This is a genomic window from Mesorhizobium sp. WSM4848 (assembly GCF_055811375.1).
The window spans coordinates 52,168-75,084 of record NZ_JBVVPX010000036.1 but is presented as its reverse complement, the minus strand read 5'-3'; the positions used below and the strand labels follow the sequence as shown (position 1 = coordinate 75,084).

The window sequence follows — 22,917 nt, the reverse complement described above, 5'->3', positions numbered from 1 at the left end:
TCCGTGGCGCCCCCCTCTGGCCTGCCGGCCATCTCCCCCACGGGTGGGGAGATTGGCAGTTTCGGCGCCGGCTTTTACTTTTCCAACCTCGAAAATTGGCGAAAGCGGCGGTGACATCCAATCTCCCCACCCGTGGGGGAGATGGCCGGCAGGCCAGAGGGGGGCGCCACGGAACGCGGCCTTAAAAGAATGGAGACATCAATGGACACCATCGGCTTCATCGGCCTCGGAATCATGGGCGCGCCGATGGCGGGGCATCTGCTCGACGCCGGCTATCAAGTCGTCGCCAGCGACCATCGCTCGAAACCGCCGGCCGATCTCGTCGCCAAGGGTCTAAAAACCGTCTCCGGCCATCACGCCGTGGCAAAGACGGCCGACATCATCATCACCATGGTTCCCGACACGCCTGAGGTGGCCGACGTGCTGTTCGGCGACAACGGTGTCGCCTCAGGTTTGACAGCGGGCAAGCTGGTCATCGACATGAGTTCGATCTCGCCGATCGAGACCAAGGTTTTTGCCAGGAAGGTCAACGACCTCGGCTGCGACTATCTCGATGCGCCGGTGTCGGGCGGCGAGGTCGGCGCCAAGGCGGCGTCGCTGACCATCATGGTCGGCGGCGAGGAAAAGGCCTTCGAGCGCGCCAGGCCGGTGTTCGAGAAAATGGGCAAGAACGTTACGCTGGTCGGCCCGAACGGCGTCGGCCAGACCACCAAAGTCGCCAACCAGATCGTCGTCGCGCTGACCATTGAAGCGATCGCGGAAGCGCTTGTTTTTGCATCGAAAGCCGGCGCCGATCCGGCCAAGGTGCGGCAAGCGCTGATGGGCGGGCTGGCGGCCTCGCGTATCCTCGAAGTGCATGGCGAACGAATGATCAAGCGCAGCTTCGCGCCGGGCTTTCGCATCGAACTGCACCAGAAGGACCTTAATCTCGCTCTCGAAGGGGCAAAAGCGCTTGGCGTCGCGCTGCCCAACACCTCGATGACGCAACAATTGTTCAACTCCTGCGCAGCCAATGGCGGCGCCAAGGAGGATCATTCGGCGCTGGTCAAGGCGCTGGAGCGAATGGCCGGGCATGAGGTGGAGTGAGATCGGTCGCTTGGTTGTACTGCAGCACCGATGGAGGCATCAGTACGACGGGTTGGCCCGCCATTTCGCAACAAGATAGAGAAGCAAGATACCAAGCATCATAATTGCTCCGGACAGGAACGGCAGTGCCGCAAAGATCGACATAAGAAGCAGGCCAACGACCCCGACAACCAGCGTTTGTGTCACAAAGATATTTCTGTAGAGGAGGCAAAGACAGAGTACGACTCCCACGATTGTGAAATAAATTTGGTTTTGCTCAATTCCGAATTGTTCGCTCACGGCGCTGGGGGTCTTAGAAAACAAAATTAGTATCAAAATAAGTATGCTCGATAGCAACACCGCGAGGAACAGGCGGCGAAGCACAAGTTCTTTAGTTTTGAATTCGTTCAAACTGAGAACGAGCTTAAGGTCACGAATCTCGGCGCTGTACGCTTCACGCCGGTATACTTGGAAGCGCTGCCACGACAGCGATACGCGGTTGGACAGGTACTGAAGTAAAAACAGCTTCTCGAAGTCGTCGACGATCTGCTCTTTGATTGTCATGTCTGGGCGCCACGAATGGCGGTTAAGCCACACCCACTTCTGGTCGTCGTCATTCGCCATTTCGGAGGCTCTTGATGTGGGCGTGCGCCGCATAAAGGCTCACCGCAGCGGCGTTCGACACATTCAGCGAGCGGATGGCGCCGGGCATGTCGAGCCGGGCGAGCGTCGTCACCGTCTCACGGGTCTTCTGGCGCAGGCCCTTGCCCTCGGCGCCCAGCACCAATGCGATCTTTTCTCCCGAAAAACTCTTTTCGAGTTCCGCCGGTCCGTCCGAATCGAGGCCGATGGTCTGGAAGCCGGCCTCGTGCAATTGGCCGAGCGCATCGGCGAGGTTCTTCACCTCGATCTGATCGATATGCTCCAGCGCGCCGGAGGCCGATTTTGCCAGCACGCCGGATTCATGCGGGCTGTGGCGCGCCGTGGTGATCAGCGCGCCGGCGCCGAAGGCGACCGCCGAGCGCAGGATCGCGCCGACATTGTGCGGGTCGGTAACCTGGTCGAGGACCAGCACCAGCGGGGTGTCGCCGAGCGCATCGAGGCGCTTCGGTTTTAGCGGCTCGGCCTCGATCAGCACGCCCTGATGCACGGCGTCGGAGCCGGTGACCTTGTCGATATCCTTCGGCTCGACCATCTCTGTCTCAAAGGGCAGGGCGGTGAGGTCGGCGATCGCCAGCCGCTCGGCGGCGTTGCGCGTCACCAGCATCTTCTTGATCCGCCGGCGCGGATTGTCGAGTGCTGCTCGCACCGTGTGCAGGCCGTAAAGCCGCACCAGGCCGTCCGCGGCGGTTTCTCCCGGCGGCACCAGCTGGCGCGGCCTGAACGCCGGCGGGCCGCCGCTCTTCTCGTCGCGATGCGCGCGGCGCAGCTTGGCGTAGTGGGTGTCTTTCGGGGTCTTGGGCTTGTTGTCGTTGCTCATCGCCGGTTCTATAGCCGTGTCGTCCGCCTATGGATACAGCCTGAAATCCCTGCTCGGCGGGTCGTCAACAAATTCAGAGCGTTTTGCCGGGACGTTGCGGTTGACAGTTTTGGGCGCTGCCGCCATAAGGCGCTTCGCGGCGGGCTGCTCCTGCGGCCGCGACGCGTCGATGCCTCGTTGCATGGCTCCGGCGGCAGACTGGAGAGGTGCCCGAGTGGTTAAAGGGGACGGACTGTAAATCCGTTGGCTATGCCTACGTTGGTTCAAATCCAACCCTCTCCACCACTGCCGGCCCGGAAGCCCTGAAACGAAAAGCATCGGACCGAAAAGCGTATCGCGTTTTTCGGGCGACAGGCGCGGGTATAGCTCAGTGGTAGAGCAGCAGCCTTCCAAGCTGAATATGCGGGTTCGATTCCCGCTACCCGCTCCAAGCATGCTGTTGAAGTCATTATCGAAAATAACCTCCTTGAAATTTCGCCGGGTCACTGTCTGTGGCGGTTCTGTTGTGCCTGAGCGGCAATGCCGCCATCCACATCGCCAGGTCTTCAGTCGGCACTTTCGGCGACATGCTCTTCATACTGAGGCAGGTCGTCGGCGATCGTGAACCACTTCGCCTTGGAGCCGACAAAGATGTGCTGCGTCGCGCGGATGGTCGGCTCGTCGACGAGGGTTCCCATGGCGACGTGCACGAAGGCGCCGTCGCGGACGACCGAATAGAGCAATGAGCCGCAGGTCTTGCAGTGCACGTCGTGGCCGGTCTCCTCGCCAAAGATCAGGAGGTTGTCCTCGCCCTTGGTCAGGCTCAGTCTCTCACGCTCGATGCCGGCAAACGGCTTGAAGGCCGAACCGGTGGTGCGCCGGCAGTTCGAGCAGTGGCAGTTGGCGGCGTAGATGAACTCGTCGGCCACCGCGTATTGCACGGCGCCGCACAGGCATTTTCCGGCAAGCATGCGGTTGCCGACATTCTCCTGGCTTGTCACAGGTTTCTCCATTTTTTGCGGGCAGCGGCCAAGTTGAAATTTGTGGTGTAACTGTTGCTTGGTCACCACTGCCCAAATCAGGCCACCACGGTCAGCCGGCGCCGGCGCTCGTCGAGCGACACGATGGTCAGCCCGCTGGCCACCACCAGAAGGATACCGCCGATCGCCAGCGCGTTCGGCAATTGCTGGAACACCACCAGGCCGGAAATAACCGCCCAGACGGTGAAGCAGTAATAGAACGGCGCCACGACGCCGGTTGGCCCGGCGCGATAGGCCATGAAGATGAAGAAGTGGCCGAAGATCAGGAACAATCCGGCCCCGGCCATCAGCAGCAAATGATGCGTCTCGGGCGTCACCCAACGCTCCGACATCAGGTGCGCGACGCCCGAGCCAAACAGCACCACCACCACCGCGGAAATTGCGACGATCATGCCAGGCACGTCGGCGGTAACTCGCCGCCCGGCGAGATCGCGCGCGGCGGCGAACGCCGCATTGCCGAGCGCCAGCAAGGCGTAGACCGAGATGCCATGCATCGTCGGCTGCGCCACCATCACCGCGCCGACGAAGCCGAGCCCGATCAGCGCCGTCCGCAAGCCGCCGATCCGCTCGCCGAACAGGACAGAGGAGCCAATCAGCATGAGCAGCGGCGTGATCTGCCCCAGGGCGGTCGAATCGGCGATCTGCATATTGGCGAGCGCCACCACGTAACAAAGGATTGCCGCCAGCTCGAACAGGTTTCTTTGCAACACTCTCCTGTCGAGGATCAGCGGGATCTGCCTGGCGTAGCCCAGCGCAAACAGCAACGGAATGCCCCACAGCGTCGCCGCCGTCCCGCGCAGAAACAGCACTTCATAGGGCGGCAGCCCAACCGTCGCGAGCTTCAACATGGTGTCGTTGGCGACATAGGACCCGGTCGACAGGATCATGAACAGCGGGCCGCGGATGGTGATCGGAATGAAATGCATCGGGATCAGGAAATCAGACCGGCGCCACACCGGCAATGGGCCAGATCCGGCAGTAAAATCCGGCAAGGCAGACAGGCGGAAGCGACAATATCCGTGCGCTGAATGCCGGGAGCCGCGGAACCTATGTCAGGCCATTCCATTTCTTCTTGTTCGTTCCTATATCCGCGCCGCATCCCCGAAAACCGGATCATGGGTTCAGACCGGGTGAGAAAGCCCCCGGCCACAAGGCACCCCGGCCACAAGACACTTGTGTTTTTCGGCCGCAGTCGCTAATCGCCCCGCATTCGACTGAACTGAAGGTCCCGGCCGTCCAAGGAAAGAGACTATGGCAAAAGGTAAATTCGAGCGTACAAAGCCTCATGTGAACATCGGCACGATTGGCCATGTCGATCATGGCAAGACGTCGCTGACGGCGGCGATCACCAAGTATTTTGGCGAATACAAGCGCTACGACCAGATCGATGCTGCGCCCGAGGAGAAGGCGCGCGGCATCACCATCTCGACGGCGCATGTCGAATACGAGACGGCCAACCGCCACTACGCCCATGTCGACTGCCCCGGCCACGCCGACTATGTCAAGAACATGATCACCGGTGCTGCGCAGATGGACGGCGCGATCCTGGTGGTGTCGGCCGCCGACGGCCCGATGCCGCAGACCCGCGAGCACATCCTGCTGGCCCGCCAGGTCGGCGTGCCGTCGATCGTGGTGTTTTTGAACAAGGTCGACCAGGTCGACGACGCCGAGCTGCTCGAGCTGGTCGAGCTCGAGGTGCGCGAGCTGTTGACCAAGAATGAGTTCCCCGGCGACGACATTCCGATCGTCAAGGGTTCGGCACTTGCGGCTTTGGAAGATTCCGACAAGAAGATCGGCGAGGATTCGATCCGCGAATTGATGGCTGCGGTCGACGACTACATCCCGACGCCGGTTCGTCCGCTCGACAAGCCGTTCCTGATGCCGATCGAGGACGTGTTCTCGATCTCGGGCCGCGGCACGGTGGTGACCGGCCGCGTCGAGCGCGGCGTGGTCAAGGTCGGCGAGGAGTTGGAGATCGTCGGCATCCGTCCGACCACCAAGACGACCTGCACCGGCGTCGAGATGTTCCGCAAGCTGCTCGACCAGGGCCAGGCCGGCGACAACATCGGCGCGCTGCTGCGCGGTGTCGACCGCGAAGGTGTCGAGCGCGGCCAGGTTCTGGCCAAGCCGGGCACGGTCAAGCCGCACAAGAAGTTCGTCGCCGAAGCCTACATCCTGACCAAGGACGAGGGCGGCCGTCATACGCCGTTCTTCACCAACTACCGGCCGCAGTTCTACTTCCGCACCACCGACGTGACCGGCATCGTGTCGCTGCCGGAAGGCACCGAGATGGTGATGCCGGGCGACAACATCACCGTCGATGTCGAGCTGATCGTGCCGATCGCCATGGAAGAGAAGCTGCGCTTCGCCATCCGTGAAGGCGGCCGCACCGTCGGTGCCGGCATCGTCGTCACCATCAAAGAGTAATCGACGCCGGCATTTGTCAGATCGAATGCAAAAAGGGCGGTCCTCGGGCTGCCCTTTTTGCTTATTTTGCATACACCCGGCTTGCCTTTTTAGGTATGCCGGCGCCTGCGGCGTCGTCGCAAAACCCTGTTGCAAGCCGGCAAAGCTGAACTAGTATAGATCGCATTGCGGGGGCTTGCCCGAATGGTTTTATGGCACCGTCTGAATGGTCAGGCATGGTGGATGCTTGGGCTGATCTGCCTGGCGTCGTTCCTGGTTATGGAACACGCTGCCTTCGCGGCGAACACCAAAAAATCCGCGCCGGATCTTGGGCCGACGATGCGGTTTGTCGTCGTCCGCAGCAGCGCGCCTGGTTGCGAACCGACCTGCCCGGAATGGATATCGGCTGAAGGCTCGATAGTGGCCGCCACGCCGGCCCTGTTCAAACGCACGCTCAAGGCACTCGGTGGCCGAAAACTGCCCGTTGTCGTGGATTCTCCCGGCGGCAACGTCGAAGCGGCGCTGGCGCTTGGCCGGCTGCTCCGCAAGAACAAGCTCGATATCGCGGTCGGCAAAACCGGGTTCACCGGTTGCCAGCCCGACGCCAAGGACTGCAAGGAAAACGACGGCAAGGGCGCTCGCTATTTCGGCAATGCCTATGCCGACGGCGCGATCTGCAATTCCGCCTGTCCGCTGATGTTTGCCGGCGGCATCAGGCGCGTCGTCGGGCGATGGGCCTTTCTCGGCGTCCATCAGATCACCACGACCTACATCAAGACGAAGTTGCAGTACCGGACCACTTATCGCGTGGTCGGAGGCAAGAAGAAGATCCTCAGCAAGAAGATCGTCGGCCGCAAGAACGCCGGCAGCTACAAGACCTACGAGATGAGCAAGTCGGTGGAGAAAAGACTGGCTGCCTATCTGAACGAAATGGGCGTCGGCCAAGCCGTGCTCGAGACGATGAAGAACACCCCGGCCAGCACCATCCAGCAGCTGGCTCCCTACGACATGCTGCAGGCGAAGCTGGTGACCAGCCTGGATGCCGTCGACCTGTTGACCGCGCCAACCCTGTGCAACACCGATCCGGTGGCCGCGAACTGCAGGGAAATACCGGCGCCGGCCGGCGCCGTGGCGGCGTACGCCAAGCCCGCTCCCGCCGCGCCGGTCGAACCTGAAACTGGGCAGCGGGCCGATGTTGGCGATATGCGCTTCGTCCTGGTTCGCGGCAGAAGTTTTCTTTGCGATCCCAATTGTCCCGAATGGATCTCGGCGGAAGGAACGATCAGCGCTCAAACGCCGGAACGGCTGCGTCAACTGCTGGACACGATCGGTGATCGGCGACTGCCCGTGGTGATCAACTCGCCGGGAGGCGACGTGCTCGGCGCTGTGGCCGCCGGAAGGTTGATCCGGGAACGCAAGCTCGACGTGGCGGTTGCGCGGACGGACTTCATTGGATGCGAGCCGGACAAGGCGAATTGCGCCGCCAGGGATGGCGTCCATGTCGGACTGACGATCGATGCGAGCGGCGCGTGTGGCGCGGCCTGCCCGATTATGCTTGCCGGCGGTGTCAGGCGCCTTGTCGGTCCTCGCGCGCAGTTGACCGTGCACTCGATGGGGTTGGAGCAGCGGGTCAAAATCTATCTTAGGGACATGGCGGTCGGACCCGGTCTGCTGGCGGCGATGCGGTTGGTGCCGGCCTCCCGCCATCGGCAGCTCGAACCCGAGATGATGCTGAAAATCGGGCTGACGACCGGGCTTGGTTCGGCAGACGAATTTACCGGTCCGGCCATCTGCAAGTCGCAGCCAATGCCGGAGAATTGCCGCGAAGTTTCGACGTCCGAGGTTCAAGCGGCAGCGGCGGTCAAGCTGTAAGGCGCAGGCACACCGCGGCCGAGCGAAAAATAACCGTCTCTTTCGCTCGCTTGGGGCGAAGCCGGGTAGTCCCTTCCTGAATGCGCCACAATACGCCGCGACGTTCGACCGATTCGGCAATGAACAAGGTTTGGCGATGCTGATCGCTCATCTTCCGGCTGGCTACATACTCGGTACTCTCGCACGAAACCGTTGGCCCGGCAGATCGGGGATCATGGCGGCGGCTATGCTCGGCAGCGTCGTCCCGGACCTCGACATGGTCTATTTCCATTTTGTCGATGGCGGCCGAACCCATCACCACGCCTACATCACGCACTGGCCGCTCTTCTGGGCGGCGGTTGGCTTTGTGGCACTGTCGGCCGCGAAATGGCGGGATCCACGATTTCTGGCCCCGTCGGCGCCTTCTTTGCCGCCGCAATGATACACATGATCCTGGACTCAGTGGCGTCGCCTATAATGTGGCTAATGCCATTCGACCGGCGAGCGCTCGAACTCGTCACGGTTCCGGCGATATATCGCAACTGGGTCATGAGCTTCATGCTGCATTGGACTTCTGCCCTCGAACTTCTCATATGTACCTGGGCGCTGGCCCTCGGAATTCGACCAACGCAGCCCGGTGCGGCCACGCCTAAAAACTCGACTTGAGTTCTTGTCCGCTTTATGAAATAGCAGCGCGCGATACGGGCATAGCTCAGTTGGTAGAGCGGCGGTCTCCAAAACCGCAGGTCGTAGGTTCGAGCCCTGCTGCCCGTGCCATTTTTCGAAATGGCCAATTCATGAAACCCTGCTATTTTTCGAAATGGCCAATTCATGAAAATTTGTCTGGTCTTCCAGGCGTCGGCCTTTGAACATCGCGCGGCTTGCCATATAGGCTGTCTTGAGGCATAAGAGCGCTATAGCCGGGACGGGACGACTGGATGGTTCCGATGCGGCGTTTGTCATAAAGCGGACACTTGCCACTTGCGTGGATCAAGAATCGGTTTTATGTAGACGAAACAGACACGCGACGCGTGGAGCTGGGAATCCGGCTTTACGCGTCCGATTTGCATGGGCGGAATGATTGCGCTGATTCGGCGCGAACACGGGCTCAGGCGGCACATCCCGGCCAGCGGGATCATCCAGGAGATCCGGTCAACGGGTCTCGCAGACAGGCGGCACATGGCTTCGAAAACCACAAATCCTTTCGTCTTTCTCCAGCAGGTTCGCGCGGAGACCGCCAAGGTGACTTGGCCGTCGCGTCGCGAAACGATGATCTCGACGGTGATGGTTCTGGCGTTCGCTGTGATCGCGATGATCTTTTTCTTTACTGCCGATCAGCTCATGGGCCTCGCGGTCGAGCAGATTCTGGGCATTGGACGCTAAGTCCGGCGATTACGGAGAAGTCTTGAGATGACTGCGCGGTGGTACATCGTCCACGCCTATTCGAACTTTGAAAAAAAGGTCGCTGATGACATCGAGAACAAGGCCAAGCAGAAAGGCCTGTCCGCTGACATCGAGCAGATCGTGGTGCCGACCGAGAAGGTCGTCGAGATACGCCGCGGCCGCAAGGTCGATGCCGAGCGCAAGTTCTTCCCGGGCTACGTGCTGCTGAAGGCCAACCTGACCGACGCAGTGTTCTCGCTGGTGAAGAACACGCCGAAGGTCACCGGCTTCCTGGGCGATTCGAAGCCGGTGCCGATCACCGAGGCCGAGGCCCAGCGCATCCTGAACCAGGTGCAGGAAGGCGTCGAGCGGCCGAAGCCGTCGGTCACTTTCGAGATCGGCGAGGCGATCCGCGTCTCGGACGGTCCGTTCGCCTCGTTCAACGGTTTCGTCCAGGAAGTGGACGAGGAGCGGGCGCGGCTCAAGGTGGAAGTTTCGATCTTCGGGCGCGCCGTGCCGGTCGATCTCGAATTCGGACAGGTCGAAAAGGGCTGATCCGAAATCCTTGTCGCCAATTCGGCGGTGAGGGAGGCGGCGTGGAAATCGCCGCCAAAACGGGGTGGGAGGCAAATGCAGCTTTAGCCGGCCGCAGGAACCGCACCACCAGACTGCAACCGCCGGTGTTGCCCAGATTTGGGGCCGGCATGAGACAAAGGCAGGAAAGAGATGGCTAAGAAAATTGCAGGCCAGCTCAAGCTCCAGGTTTCCGCGGGCTCGGCGACGCCGTCGCCCCCGATCGGACCGGCGCTTGGTCAGCGCGGCATCAACATCATGGAGTTCTGCAAGGCGTTCAACGCGCAGACCCAGGAAATGGAAAAGGGATCGCCGGTTCCGGTCGTGATCACCTACTACCAGGACAAGTCGTTCACCTTCGTCATGAAGACGCCGCCGGTGAGCTACTTCCTGAAGAAGGCCGCAAACCTGAAGTCGGGCTCGAAGGAGCCGGGCAAGGTCAAGGCCGGCACGATCGGCCGCGACAAGGTGCGCGCCATCGCCGAGCAGAAGATGAAGGATCTGAACGCAACCGATATCGAGGGGGCCATGCGCATGGTCGAGGGCTCCGCCCGCTCGATGGGTCTGGAAGTGGTGGGCTGAGATCATGGCAAAGATTGCAAAGCGTGTATCGAAGACCCGCGAAGGCATCGATCCCAACAAGGCCTATGCCTTGGGTGATGCGCTGAAGCTGCTCAAGGACCGGTCCTCGGTGAAGTTCGACGAGACCGTTGAAATCGCGATGAACCTGGGTGTCGACCCGCGCCATGCCGACCAGATGGTCCGCGGCGTGGTCAACCTGCCGAACGGCACCGGCCGTACCGTCCGCGTCGCGGTTTTCGCGCGTGGCGACAAGGCCGAGGAAGCCAAGGCGGCCGGCGCCGATATCGTTGGCGCCGAGGATCTGGTCGACATCGTCCAGAAGGGCACGATCGACTTCGACCGCTGCATCGCCACGCCGGACATGATGCCGCTGGTCGGCCGTCTGGGCAAGGTGCTCGGCCCGCGTGGCATGATGCCGAACCCGAAGGTCGGCACTGTCACCACCGACGTTACCGCCGCCGTCAAGGCGTCGAAGGGCGGCGCGGTCGAGTTCCGCGTCGAGAAGGCCGGCATCGTTCATGGCGGCGTCGGCAAGATCTCGTTCGACGTCAAGGCGCTGGAAGAGAACGTCCGCGCCTTCGCCGACGCGGTGAACAAGGCGAAGCCGGCTGGCGCCAAGGGCAACTACGTCAAGAAGGTGTCGGTCACCTCGACGATGGGCCCTGGCCTCAAGCTCGACGTCTCGACGCTGGCAGCGTCCTGATACGAACCATTTGGATCTGCCGCTAAAAGGCTGATCCGCAAACAGAATTCCGGGCCTCCGATTTATCTTGGCGGCCCGGTACCGGAAGTCGGAAGGCTTCCGGACATCCTGTCCGAGATTGCGGGCGGCCCCAAGCCTTGGTTCAAGGGGGGCCTTAATTCATGTGGGCCTGCATGAGACGGGTGAAGACCGGACAACGGAGCGACAGCTCCAATGAAAGGTTCGAACCGTGTTTGCCTTTTGTCTGCGCACCATTCGGCTTGCCGGCTGGTGTGGCGAAAGGGGGCAGGATCCTCGAGCGTCGTTCGGGAGATCCGTTACTGGATGGCCCGGCCGGCAAAAGGCAACCCGACGCCTGTCCTCGTAATGGGAATGTTCCCGTTAACAGGACTGGGGTCAACTGGAGATAGGCAGTGGACAGAGCGGAAAAACGCGAACTCGTCACGGGCCTGAATGAAGCGTTTTCGGGCGCTGGTTCAGTCGTCGTGGCCCACTACGCCGGTATTACCGTCGCGCAAATGAACGACCTTCGGTCGAAAATGCGTGTCGCCGGTGGCACCGTCAAAGTCGCGAAGAACCGTCTCGCCAAAATCGCTCTTCAGGGCACGGACTCCGCATCGATCATCGACCTGTTCAAGGGACAGACGCTGATCGCCTATTCGGAGGATCCGATTGCGGCGCCGAAGGTCGCGTCCGATTTCGCCAAGGGAAATGACAAGCTCGTCATTCTCGGCGGCGCAATGGGCACCACCTCGCTCAACGCCGACGGTGTGAAGGCACTCGCCACACTTCCGTCGCTCGATGAGCTGCGCGGCAGGCTGGTTGGCATGATCGCCACGCCGGCAACCCGGATCGCCCAGATCGTCAATGCGCCTGCGGCTTCGGTCGCGCGCGTCATCGGCGCTTACGCCCGGAAGGACGAGGCGGCATGAGGCCGTTCCTCGCTATCACAAACACACGTTCGAACCTTATGAAGGAATATTGCAATGGCTGATCTGGCAAAGATCGTAGACGACCTTTCGAAGCTGACCGTCCTCGAGGCGGCCGAGTTGTCGAAGCTTCTGGAAGAAAAGTGGGGCGTTTCCGCTGCTGCTCCGGTGGCGGTTGCTGCCGCCGGCGGTGCTGCGGCGGCTGCTGCTCCGGTCGAGGAAAAGACGGAATTCGACGTCGTCCTCACCGAGGCGGGCGCTCAGAAGATCAACGTCATCAAGGAAGTTCGCGCCATTACCGGTCTTGGCCTCAAGGAAGCCAAGGACCTGGTCGAGGCGGCTCCGAAGCCGGTCAAGGAAGCTGTTTCCAAGGCCGACGCGGACAAGTTCAAGGCCCAGCTGGAAGCAGCCGGCGCCAAGGTCGAACTGAAGTAAGCGTTTGATATCGGCGGGCGGCTTCGCGCCGTCCGCCGCTCCCTTGGCGCGAAGGGAGGCTGCGTAACGCGAAGAGTACGAAAACCTCTTTCCTGAGGGCCGTAAACCGGCCTTCAGGAAACGGGTTTTCTCCCGTTTTGGCCGGCCACCGACAGGTGGCGGGTGAACCAATAAAAGGCCGCCGCCGAAGGTGGCCGAGAATGCAAGGCGAGCCGCGGCGAGGCTCGCCCCGAGAATCGAGCTAAGGAGCGACGATGGCCCAGACACAGACTTTCAATGGCCGCAGACGCGTACGCAAATTCTTCGGAAAGATTCCGGAAGTTGCGGAGATGCCGAACCTGATCGAGGTTCAGAAGGCATCCTATGACCAGTTCCTGATGGTCGAGGAGCCCAAGGGCGGGCGTCCTGACGAGGGACTGCAGGCGGTTTTCAAATCGGTGTTCCCGATCTCCGACTTTTCCGGCTCCTCGATGCTGGAATTCGTGAAGTACGAGTTCGAAGCGCCGAAATTCGACGTTGACGAATGCCGTCAGCGCGACCTGACCTATGCCGCGCCACTCAAGGTGACGCTGCGCCTCATCGTGTTCGATATCGACGAGGATACCGGCGCCAAGTCGATCAAGGACATCAAGGAGCAGGACGTCTATATGGGCGACATGCCGCTCATGACCTTGAACGGCACCTTCATTGTCAATGGCACCGAGCGCGTCATCGTCTCGCAGATGCACCGTTCGCCGGGCGTCTTCTTCGACCATGACAAGGGCAAGTCGCACTCGTCGGGCAAGCTGCTGTTTGCCGCGCGCGTCATCCCCTATCGCGGATCGTGGCTCGACATCGAGTTCGACTCGAAGGACGTCGTGCACGCCCGTATCGACCGTCGCCGCAAGATTCCGGTGACGTCGCTGCTGATGGCACTCGGCATGGACGCCGAGGAGATCCTGTCGACCTTCTACAACAAGATCACCTACAAGCGCGCCGGCGACCACTGGCGCATCCCGTTCAACGTCGAGCGTTTCCGCGGCCTCAAGGCTGTCGGAGACCTGGTCGATGCAGACACCAACGAGGTCGTCGTCGAGGCCGGCAAGAAGATCACCGCACGCCAGGCCCGTCAGCTCGGCGAAAAGGGTCTCAAGGCGATCAAGGCGACCGACGAAGATCTGCTCGGCAACTACCTTGCCGAGGACATCGTCAACTATGCGACCGGCGAGATTTTCCTCGAAGCCGGCGACGAGATCGACGAAAAGACGCTAAAAGTGCTTCTCGCCGCCGGCGACGACGAGATCAAGGTCCTCGACATCGACCACGTCAATGTCGGCGCCTATATCCGCAACACGCTCAACGTCGACAAGAACGAGAGCCGCCAGGACGCGCTGTTCGACATCTACCGCGTGATGCGCCCCGGCGAGCCGCCGACGCTGGAAACCGCCGAAGCCATGTTCAACTCGCTGTTCTTCGACAGCGAGCGCTATGATCTGTCGGCCGTCGGCCGCGTCAAGATGAACATGCGCCTCGAGCTCAAGGCCGAGGACACCGTGCGTGTGCTGCGCAAGGACGACATCCTGGCCGTGGTCAAGACGCTGGTCGAACTGCGCGACGGCAAGGGCGAGATCGACGACATCGACAATCTCGGCAATCGCCGCGTGCGCTCGGTCGGCGAGCTGATGGAGAACCAGTACCGCGTCGGCCTCTTGCGCATGGAGCGCGCGATCAAGGAACGCATGTCCTCGATCGAGATCGATACGGTGATGCCGCAGGACCTGATCAACGCCAAGCCGGCGGCTGCCGCCGTGCGCGAGTTCTTCGGTTCCTCGCAGCTGTCGCAGTTCATGGACCAGACCAACCCGCTGTCGGAGATCACCCACAAGCGCCGTCTCTCGGCGCTTGGACCCGGTGGTCTGACCCGCGAGCGCGCCGGCTTCGAGGTGCGCGACGTGCATCCGACGCATTACGGCCGCATCTGCCCGATCGAGACGCCGGAAGGCCCGAACATCGGTCTGATCAACTCGCTGGCCACATTTGCGCGCGTCAACAAGTATGGCTTCATCGAGAGCCCGTACCGCAAGATCGTCAACGGCAAGCTGACCAATGAGGTCGTCTATCTCTCCGCGATGGAAGAGGCCAAGCACCACGTCGCCCAGGCCAATGCCGAGCTCGACAAGAATGGTGGTTTCGTCGACGAATTCGTCATTTGCCGCAATGCCGGCGAAGTGATGATGGCGCCGCGCGAAAACGTCGATCTGATGGACGTGTCGCCGAAGCAGATGGTGTCGGTGGCCGCGGCCCTGATCCCGTTCCTCGAGAACGACGACGCCAACCGCGCGCTGATGGGCTCGAACATGCAGCGTCAGGCCGTGCCGCTGGTGCGCGCCGAAGCGCCGTTCGTCGGCACCGGCATGGAGCCGATCGTCGCCCGTGACTCCGGCGCCGCCATCGGCGCCCGCCGCGGCGGCATCGTCGACCAGGTCGACGCGACGCGTATCGTCATCCGCGCCACCGAAGATCTCGATCCCGGCAAGTCGGGCGTCGACATCTACCGGCTGATGAAGTTCCAGCGTTCGAACCAGAACACCTGCATCAACCAGCGTCCGCTGGTGCGCATGGGCGACCTGGTCAACAAGGGCGACATCATCGCCGACGGTCCGTCGACCGAGCTTGGCGATCTGGCGCTCGGCCGCAATGTGCTGGTCGCGTTCATGCCGTGGAACGGTTACAACTACGAGGACTCGATCCTCTTGTCCGAGCGCATCGTCGCCGACGACGTCTTCACCTCGATCCACATCGAGGAGTTCGAGGTCATGGCGCGCGATACCAAGCTCGGGCCGGAGGAAATCACCCGCGACATTCCCAATGTCTCGGAAGAAGCGCTGAAGAACCTCGACGAGGCTGGCATCGTCTATATCGGTGCCGAAGTGCAGCCGGGCGACATCCTGGTTGGCAAGATCACGCCGAAGGGCGAAAGCCCGATGACGCCGGAAGAAAAGCTTCTGCGCGCCATTTTTGGCGAAAAGGCATCGGACGTGCGTGACACCTCCATGCGCATGCCGCCCGGGACCTTCGGCACCGTCGTCGAAGTGCGCGTCTTCAACCGCCACGGTGTGGAGAAGGACGAGCGCGCCATGGCGATCGAGCGCGAGGAGATCGAACGCCTCGCCAAGGACCGCGACGACGAGCAGGCGATCCTCGACCGCAACGTCTATTCGCGCCTGTCCGACGTTCTCGTCGGCAAGGATGCGATTGCCGGGCCGAAGGGTTTCAAGAAGGGCTCGAAGCTGTCGAAGGATACGCTCGACGAGTATCCGCGTTCGCAGTGGTGGCAGTTTGCGGTGGAGAACGAAAAGCTCCAGAGCGAACTGGAAGCCCTGCGCGGCCAGTACGACGATTCCAAGAAGGCGCTCGAACAGCGCTTCATGGACAAGGTCGAGAAGGTGCAGCGCGGCGACGAGATGCCTCCCGGCGTCATGAAGATGGTTAAGGTCTTCGTGGCCGTGAAGCGCAAGATGCAGCCCGGCGACAAGATGGCCGGCCGGCACGGCAACAAGGGTGTCGTGTCGCGGATCGTTCCGGTCGAGGACATGCCGTTCCTCGAGGACGGCACGCATGCCGATATCGTGCTCAACCCGCTGGGTGTGCCGAGCCGCATGAATGTCGGCCAGATCCTGGAGACGCATCTGGGCTGGGCTTGCGCCGGAATGGGCAGGAAGATCGGCGAGCTGATCGACGCGTACAAGACAGGCGGCGACATCAAGCCGCTGCGCAAGACGCTCGAGAGCTTCATGCCGGCCAACGACCGCAACGAGCCGGTCCGCGACTATGACGACGAGAGTGTCGTTCGCCTCAGCGAGCAGATGCGCCGCGGCGTCTCTATCGCGACACCGGTGTTCGACGGCGCGCACGAGGCCGACATCAACATCATGCTGGAGCAGGCGGGCCTGCACACCAGCGGTCAGTCGCAGCTCTATGACGGACGCACCGGCGAGCCGTTCGATCGCAAAGTGACGATGGGCTACATATATATGCTCAAGCTTCACCATCTTGTGGACGACAAGATCCACGCGCGTTCGATCGGGCCGTACTCGCTCGTTACCCAGCAGCCGCTGGGCGGCAAGGCGCAGTTCGGTGGCCAGCGCTTCGGCGAGATGGAGGTCTGGGCGCTCGAAGCGTACGGCGCCGCCTACACGCTGCAGGAGATGCTGACGGTGAAGTCGGACGACGTCGCCGGCCGCACCAAGGTCTATGAGGCGATCGTCAGAGGCGACGACACCTTCGAGGCCGGCATCCCCGAGAGCTTCAACGTTCTCGTCAAGGAAATGCGGTCTCTGGGCCTCAATGTCGAGCTGGAGAACACCAAGCTCGACGACAATCCGATCCGGCTGCCCGACGCGGCCGAATAAGCAAGACGTCCGGTCGCGGTTCCCCGCGGCCGGACGCCGAGCATGATCCCGAAAAGTGGTTACCGGTTTTCGGCCAAGATCATGCTCAAACAAGAAAGTTTCTTCGACCGATGGTCGACCAAGTCGGCGGGCGTTTGGCCCGCGCTAGATGCAAGGGGTTTTCGATGACCCCGAAAAGGAGAACGGCATGAACCAAGAGGTCATGAATCTCTTCAATCCTCAGGCGCCTGCACAGGTGTTCGATTCCATCCGGATTTCGCTCGCCAGCCCTGAGAAGATTCTGTCCTGGTCGTTCGGCGAGATCAAGAAGCCGGAGACCATCAACTACCGCACCTTCAAGCCGGAGCGCGACGGCCTGTTCTGCGCGCGCATTTTCGGTCCGATCAAGGACTACGAATGCCTGTGCGGCAAGTACAAGCGCATGAAGTACAAGGGCGTCATCTGCGAGAAGTGCGGCGTCGAAGTCACGCTGTCGCGCGTCCGTCGCGAGCGCATGGGCCATATCGAGCTGGCCGCGCCGGTCGCCCATATCTGGTTCCTGAAGTCGCTGCCGTCGCGTATCGGCACGCTGCTCGACATGACGCTGAAGGACATCGAGCGCGTTCTCTACTTCGAGAACTACATCGTCACCGAGCCCGGGCTCACCGCGCTGAAGGAGCACCAACTCCTCAGCGAGGAAGAGTACATGATGGCCGTCGACGAATATGGCGAGGATAGCTTCACCGCCATGATCGGCGCCGAGGCCATCCACGACCTTCTGGCCGGCATGGACCTGGAGAAGATCGCCGGCGACCTGCGTTCGGAGCTGGCTTCGACCACGTCCGAGCTCAAGCAGAAGAAGTATTTGAAGCGGCTCAAGGTCGTCGAGAACTTCATGGAGTCCGGCAACCGTCCGGAATGGATGATCATGAAGGTGGTCCCGGTGATCCCGCCGGACCTGCGCCCGCTGGTTCCCCTGGACGGCGGCCGCTTCGCCACGTCCGATCTCAACGATCTCTATCGCCGCGTCATCAACCGCAACAACCGCCTGAAGCGGCTGATCGAGCTGCGCGCGCCCGGCATCATCGTGCGCAATGAAAAGCGCATGCTGCAGGAAGCCGTCGACGCGCTGTTCGACAACGGCCGTCGCGGCCGCGTCATCACCGGCGCCAACAAGCGTCCGCTGAAGTCGCTTTCCGACATGCTGAAGGGCAAGCAGGGCCGGTTCCGCCAGAACCTGCTCGGCAAGCGCGTCGACTATTCCGGACGCTCGGTCATCGTGACCGGTCCGGAGCTCAAGCTGCACCAGTGCGGCCTGCCGAAGAAGATGGCGCTCGAACTGTTCAAGCCCTTCATCTATGCCCGTCTCGACGCCAAGGGTTATTCCTCGACCGTCAAGCAGGCGAAGAAGCTGGTCGAGAAGGAGCGTCCGGAGGTCTGGGATATCCTCGACGAGGTCATCCGCGAGCATCCGGTGCTTCTGAACCGTGCGCCGACACTGCACCGCCTCGGCATCCAGGCGTTCGAGCCGATCCTGATCGAAGGCAAGGCGATCCAGCTTCACCCGCTGGTCTGCACGGCCTTCAACGCCGACTTCGACGGCGACCAGATGGCGGTTCACGTGCCGCTGTCGCTGGAAGCCCAGCTTGAAGCCCGCGTGCTGATGATGTCGACCAACAACATCCTGCACCCGGCTTCCGGCGCGCCGATCATCGTGCCGTCGCAGGACATGGTTCTGGGTCTCTACTATCTCTCGATCGTCAACCAGAACGAGCCGGGCGAGGGCATGGTGTTTGCCGACATGGGCGAACTCCAGCACGCGCTCGAGACCAAGGCGGTGACGCTGCACTCCAAGATCAAGGGCCGCTTCCGCACGGTCGATGCGGACGGCAAGGTCGTGTCGAAAATCTACGACACCACGCCTGGCCGCATGATCATCGGCGAGCTTCTGCCGAAGAACGTCAACGTGCCGTACGAGACCGCCAACCAGGAGATGACCAAGAAGAACATCTCCAAGATGATCGACACGGTCTACCGCCATTGCGGTCAGAAGGAGACGGTCATTTTCTGCGATCGCATCATGGCCCTCGGCTTCAGCCACGCTTGCCGCGCCGGCATTTCGTTCGGCAAGGACGACATGCTGATCCCGGATGCCAAGATCAAGCTGGTTTCCGACACCGAGGCCTTGGCCAAGGAATACGAGCAGCAGTACAATGACGGCCTCATCACGCAGGGCGAGAAGTACAATAAGGTCGTCGACGCCTGGGCCAAGTGCTCGGAAAAGGTCGCCGACGAGATGATGGCCCGCATCAAGGCGGTCGAGTTCGAGGACAATGGCCGTCAAAAGCCGATGAACTCGATCTACATGATGTCGCACTCCGGTGCGCGCGGCTCGCCCACCCAGATGCGCCAGCTTGCCGGTATGCGCGGCCTGATGGCCAAGCCGAGCGGTGAAATCATCGAGACGCCGATCATCTCGAACTTCAAGGAAGGCCTGACGGTGCTCGAGTACTTCAACTCGACCCACGGCGCCCGCAAGGGTCTGGCCGACACCGCCTTGAAGACGGCGAACTCGGGTTATCTCACCCGTCGTCTGGTCGACGTGGCGCAGGACTGCATCGTCAACTCCGTCGACTGCGGCACCGACAAGGGCCTCACCATGCAGCCGATCGTCGATGCCGGCCAGATCGTCGCTTCCGTCGGCCAGCGGGTTCTCGGCCGCACGGCGCTCGACGACATCACGCATCCGGTGACGGGTGAGGTTCTGGTCAAGGCCGGAACGCTGATGGACGAACGCGACGTCGAGCAGATCGAAAAGGCCGGCGTCCAGTCGGTCCGCATCCGCTCGGCGCTGACTTGCGACGTCAGGGTCGGTGTCTGCGCGGTCTGCTACGGACGCGATCTGGCCCGCGGCACCCCGGTCAACCAGGGCGAGGCTGTCGGCGTCATCGCGGCGCAGTCGATCGGCGAGCCGGGCACCCAGCTCACCATGCGTACCTTCCACATGGGCGGTACGGCGCAGGTGGTGGACTCGTCGTTCCTTGAAGCCTCGTATGAGGGCAAGGTCGAGATCCGCAACCGCAACGTGGTGCGCAACTCCGACGGCCAGCAGATGGTCATGGGCCGCAACATGGCGGTGCTGATCCTCGACGAGGCCGGCAAGGAGCGCGCCACGCACCGCCTCACCTATGGTTCGCGCATCTTCGTGGACGATGGCGACAAGGTGAAGCGGGGCCAGCGCATCGCCGAGTGGGATCCCTATACCCGCCCGGTCCTCACCGAGATCGAGGGCAAGGTGGCGTTCGAAGATCTGGTGGACGGCATTTCCGTCCAGGAAACGGCCGACGAATCGACCGGCATCACCAAGCGCGAGGTCATCGACTGGCGTTCGACGCCACGCGGCAACGACCTCAAGCCGGCGATCGTCGTCCAGGACGCCAAGGGCAAGGTCGGCAAACTGTCGAAGGGTGGCGACGCTCGCTTCCTGCTCTCGGTCGAGGCCATTCTTTCGGTCGAGCCGGGTGCACAGGTTCGCCCCGGCGACGTGCTGGCGCGTATCCCGATGGAAAGCGCCAAGACCAAGGACATCACCGGTGGTCTGCCGCGTGTTGCCGAGCTGTTCGAGGCACGCCGTCCGAAGGATCACGCCATCATCGCCGAGATCGATGGCACGATCCGCTTCGGCCGCGACTACAAGAACAAGCGTCGCATCATCATCGAGCCACATGACTCGACGCTTGAGCCGGTCGAATACCTGATCCCGAAGGGCAAGCCGTTCCATCTCCAGGACGGCGACGTCATCGAGAAGGGCGACTACATCCTCGACGGCAATCCGGCGCCACACGACATCCTGGCGATCAAGGGCGTGGAGGCACTTGCGTCCTACCTCGTCAACGAGATCCAGGAGGTCTACCGTCTGCAGGGTGTGTCGATCAACGACAAGCACATCGAGGTGATCGTTCGCCAGATGCTGCAGAAGGTCGAGATCACTGCGCAGGGCGACTCGACCTACATTCCGGGCGACCACGTCGACGTGATCGAGCTGGAAGAGGTCAACGAGCGCCTGGTCGAAGACGGCAAGAAGCCGGCCGAAGGCCAGCCGGTGCTGTTGGGCATCACCAAGGCCTCGCTGCAGACGCCGTCCTTCATCTCGGCCGCCTCCTTCCAGGAGACGACCCGGGTGCTGACCGAAGCGGCGGTTGCCGGCAAGACCGACATGCTGCAGGGGCTGAAGGAAAACGTCATCGTCGGCCGTCTGATCCCGGCCGGCACCGGCGGCACGATGAGCCAGATCCGGCGCATCGCCACCTCGCGCGACGAGCTGATCATCGACGAGCGCCGCAAGGCGTCGGGCGTCGAGGTCGCCGATCCGATGCTGACCGACATGGCTTCCGCCGCGCAGTAACCGCGGCGGGTAAAGATCTCAGGCAACAAAGCCGTCGGGGCAACCCGGCGGCTTTTTTGCGTGTTGAGTTTGGCGACGGACTGGGAGGAGGCGTCGTCGAGTGTTGCGACTTATTTCGATCGTCCGGCGCTGCCCCTCATTGCCCTGCCGGGCATTTCTCCCCGTATAGTGACGGGGAGAAAGGGCTTGGCCGCAACCTTGGCACCCTTTCTGCAACGCCTGTGATTGGCGAAATCCCATGCGAAGGCGTCCTTCTCCCCGTTCACGGGGAGAAGATGGCGGCAGCCAGATGAGGGGCGGCGCGACGTTTGCAAGATGGTCAGGACCGGAGCGAAGACCACTCCTTGCAGCTCCACGGCTTAATCGAAAAACGCTTCCACCACATTCCGCTTGCCGAGCATGAAGGCGTCGGCGACATGCTGGAGCGGGGCAAGATCGACGTCGGAGACGCCGGCGCGCACGATCTCGGCGAAGCGCTTGTAGAGCATCGGATATTCGGCTTCCGGCTCGTCGTGAACGACGCGGCCGTCGACCGCGAGTTTTGCGCCGCCGCCCGAAAGCACCATCGCGCCCTTGTCCGTCTCGGCCAGGATGTCCCAGCTTTGCGGGCCGGTCTGGCGCCAGTCGAGTTCCATCGCCACCGGCAAGCCGTTCGAGGTGCGGAAGGCGATATGCGCGGCGATCGGGGCGGCGCGGTTTTCGGGGAAATCGAGGATCGCCGAGCTGATGAACATCGCCGGCAATATGTGGGTCGCGATCGACAGCGCGTTGATGCCGGGATCGAAGACGCCGAAGCCGCCTGGAGCCCAGATCCAGTCCTGGTTCGGGTGCCAGCGGCGCACGTCCTCCTTCCAGTTGATGGCGGCCGACCTGATCTGGGTCGAGCCTAAAAATGCGCGAGCCGCTTCAACCGCCGGCGCATAGCGCGAATGCCAGCTGGCAAACAGCGAGACGCCGTTTGCCGCCGCCAGCGCTTTCAAATCCTCGACCTCGCTGACCGTGGCGCCGGGTGGCTTTTCCAGAAAAACATGCTTTTTCGCCGCCAGCGCTGTCCGCGCGGCGTCGTAGCGGAACTGCGGCGGCATGCAGAGCGATACGGCCTCGAGCTCCGGCACGGCGTCGAGCATCGCCTCGATATCAGGAAAATTCGCGATGCCGTCCACCTTGCCGTGCCGGCTGGCGGCGGCGGTGAGCAGGTAGTCGCGGTCCTTGGCCAGGGCCGGCAGGTGCTGGTCACGAACAATCTTTCCCACGCCGACGATGCCGAGCTTGATGGGACCGCTATTCAGGGACATGGGAACTCCGCAGATTGATATTGCGCTTGGTTCTTAGCAGAGAACCGATGCCGGGCAAGCAGTGCCAGACCGCGACGGCCCCAAACCGCGACGGCCAGGGACATGGCTGGTCAGAGCGGCACGTCGAAGGTGACGATCGACACTTCGCCTTCGAGCGCGCCCTGATAGGCCGAAAGGTGCGGCTCTTCGTCGGGCACGCCGTCCAGGTCGCCGATCTGGTCGAGCTCCGCCTCGGCGTAGCCTTCGGCCGCCAGTGATTCGAGCGCCCGGCGCACCGCCGAATCGTCGTCGGGCGCGACCAGCATGAGGTGGACGCCTTCCGGCTTGCCGCCCTTTCTTTTCCACGCCCGGCCGGTGATGATGGTGACCGGGCGCTCATCATTGTCGTTCACGGGCCGATTCCTCCGGGCGAGGGGATTTG

The 22,917-nt window shown here is 62.1% G+C and carries 18 protein-coding genes and 3 tRNA genes; 15 read left to right on the top strand and 6 right to left on the bottom strand.

Annotated elements, in window-relative coordinates; translation table 11 throughout:
• Nucleotides 1–201: 201 nt before the first annotated feature.
• Complete coding sequence (locus AC0L16_RS26925) at nt 202–1,086, top strand: 2-hydroxy-3-oxopropionate reductase (protein ID WP_473624304.1); 885 nt, start codon at nt 202–204, stop codon at nt 1,084–1,086.
• Nucleotides 1,087–1,125: 39 nt separating this feature from the next.
• Here the strand turns inward: AC0L16_RS26925 and AC0L16_RS26920 are convergent, their stop codons facing one another.
• Nucleotides 1,126–1,689 (bottom strand): hypothetical protein, encoded by a 564-nt coding sequence (locus AC0L16_RS26920; RefSeq protein WP_473624302.1) that lies wholly within the window; start codon nt 1,687–1,689, stop codon nt 1,126–1,128.
• Nucleotides 1,679–2,545 carry a 23S rRNA (guanosine(2251)-2'-O)-methyltransferase RlmB gene (gene rlmB, locus AC0L16_RS26915; protein WP_473624301.1) on the bottom strand — a complete coding sequence of 289 codons (867 nt, stop codon included), beginning with the start codon at nt 2,543–2,545 and terminating at the stop codon, nt 1,679–1,681. The genes AC0L16_RS26920 and rlmB overlap by 11 nt, the downstream gene beginning before the upstream one ends.
• Nucleotides 2,546–2,745: 200 nt before the next feature.
• Here rlmB and AC0L16_RS26910 point away from each other — a divergent pair.
• Together AC0L16_RS26910 and AC0L16_RS26905 are read left to right on the top strand one after the other, a co-directional pair.
• Nucleotides 2,746–2,830: transfer RNA gene (locus tag AC0L16_RS26910), tRNA-Tyr, on the top strand.
• A 71-nt stretch (nt 2,831–2,901) separates the two neighbouring features.
• Nucleotides 2,902–2,975: transfer RNA gene (locus tag AC0L16_RS26905), tRNA-Gly, on the top strand.
• 115 nt (nt 2,976–3,090) lie between these two features.
• Here AC0L16_RS26905 and AC0L16_RS26900 read toward each other — a convergent pair.
• Nucleotides 3,091–3,537 carry a GFA family protein gene (locus AC0L16_RS26900; protein WP_473624299.1) on the bottom strand — a complete coding sequence of 149 codons (447 nt, stop codon included), beginning with the start codon at nt 3,535–3,537 and terminating at the stop codon, nt 3,091–3,093.
• Nucleotides 3,538–3,602: 65 nt separating this feature from the next.
• Nucleotides 3,603–4,490, bottom strand: coding sequence for a DMT family transporter (locus AC0L16_RS26895; protein ID WP_473624320.1), 888 nt, complete (start codon nt 4,488–4,490; stop codon nt 3,603–3,605).
• Between the two features lie 325 nt (nt 4,491–4,815).
• Here AC0L16_RS26895 and tuf point away from each other — a divergent pair, with 325 nt between their 5' ends.
• From tuf to rpoC, 12 genes are all read left to right on the top strand, one after another.
• Nucleotides 4,816–5,991: an elongation factor Tu gene (gene tuf / locus AC0L16_RS26890; protein WP_091591201.1), complete on the top strand. Its 1,176-nt coding sequence runs from the start codon at nt 4,816–4,818 to the stop codon at nt 5,989–5,991.
• A gap of 183 nt (nt 5,992–6,174) precedes the next feature.
• Nucleotides 6,175–7,842 carry a COG3904 family protein gene (locus AC0L16_RS26885; RefSeq protein WP_473624298.1) on the top strand — a complete coding sequence of 556 codons (1,668 nt, stop codon included), beginning with the start codon at nt 6,175–6,177 and terminating at the stop codon, nt 7,840–7,842.
• A 136-nt stretch (nt 7,843–7,978) separates the two neighbouring features.
• The gene (locus AC0L16_RS26880; protein WP_473624318.1) at nt 7,979–8,263 is read left to right on the top strand and encodes a metal-dependent hydrolase; all 285 of its coding nucleotides are present in this window, start codon (nt 7,979–7,981) and stop codon (nt 8,261–8,263) included.
• 259 nt (nt 8,264–8,522) lie between these two features.
• Nucleotides 8,523–8,598, top strand: a tRNA-Trp gene (locus AC0L16_RS26875).
• Between the two features lie 402 nt (nt 8,599–9,000).
• Complete coding sequence (gene secE / locus AC0L16_RS26870; RefSeq protein ID WP_013531408.1) at nt 9,001–9,204, top strand: preprotein translocase subunit SecE; 204 nt, start codon at nt 9,001–9,003, stop codon at nt 9,202–9,204.
• Between the two features lie 27 nt (nt 9,205–9,231).
• Entirely contained in the window at nt 9,232–9,759 is a 528-nt protein-coding gene (gene nusG, locus AC0L16_RS26865) for a transcription termination/antitermination protein NusG (RefSeq protein WP_473624296.1), read from the top strand.
• Between the two features lie 171 nt (nt 9,760–9,930).
• Nucleotides 9,931–10,359, top strand: coding sequence for a 50S ribosomal protein L11 (rplK, locus tag AC0L16_RS26860; protein ID WP_023798121.1), 429 nt, complete (start codon nt 9,931–9,933; stop codon nt 10,357–10,359).
• A 4-nt stretch (nt 10,360–10,363) separates the two neighbouring features.
• Nucleotides 10,364–11,062: a 50S ribosomal protein L1 gene (gene rplA / locus AC0L16_RS26855; protein WP_254027455.1), complete on the top strand. Its 699-nt coding sequence runs from the start codon at nt 10,364–10,366 to the stop codon at nt 11,060–11,062.
• Nucleotides 11,063–11,475: 413 nt separating this feature from the next.
• Nucleotides 11,476–11,994 (top strand): 50S ribosomal protein L10, encoded by a 519-nt coding sequence (gene rplJ, locus AC0L16_RS26850; protein WP_065011395.1) that lies wholly within the window; start codon nt 11,476–11,478, stop codon nt 11,992–11,994.
• Nucleotides 11,995–12,048: 54 nt separating this feature from the next.
• Entirely contained in the window at nt 12,049–12,426 is a 378-nt protein-coding gene (rplL, locus tag AC0L16_RS26845; RefSeq protein WP_023680442.1) for a 50S ribosomal protein L7/L12, read from the top strand.
• 254 nt (nt 12,427–12,680) lie between these two features.
• A complete protein-coding gene (gene rpoB / locus AC0L16_RS26840; protein WP_091591204.1) occupies nt 12,681–16,817 on the top strand; it encodes a DNA-directed RNA polymerase subunit beta in 4,137 nt (1,378 codons plus the stop codon).
• Between the two features lie 187 nt (nt 16,818–17,004).
• Nucleotides 17,005–21,201 carry a DNA-directed RNA polymerase subunit beta' gene (gene rpoC, locus AC0L16_RS26835; RefSeq protein WP_473624294.1) on the top strand — a complete coding sequence of 1,399 codons (4,197 nt, stop codon included), beginning with the start codon at nt 17,005–17,007 and terminating at the stop codon, nt 21,199–21,201.
• Between the two features lie 359 nt (nt 21,202–21,560).
• Here rpoC and AC0L16_RS26830 read toward each other — a convergent pair whose 3' ends face one another.
• Nucleotides 21,561–22,496 (bottom strand): Gfo/Idh/MocA family protein, encoded by a 936-nt coding sequence (locus AC0L16_RS26830; RefSeq protein WP_287327921.1) that lies wholly within the window; start codon nt 22,494–22,496, stop codon nt 21,561–21,563.
• 110 nt (nt 22,497–22,606) lie between these two features.
• Nucleotides 22,607–22,888 (bottom strand): hypothetical protein, encoded by a 282-nt coding sequence (locus AC0L16_RS26825; protein WP_023798115.1) that lies wholly within the window; start codon nt 22,886–22,888, stop codon nt 22,607–22,609.
• Nucleotides 22,889–22,917 lie beyond the last annotated feature (29 nt).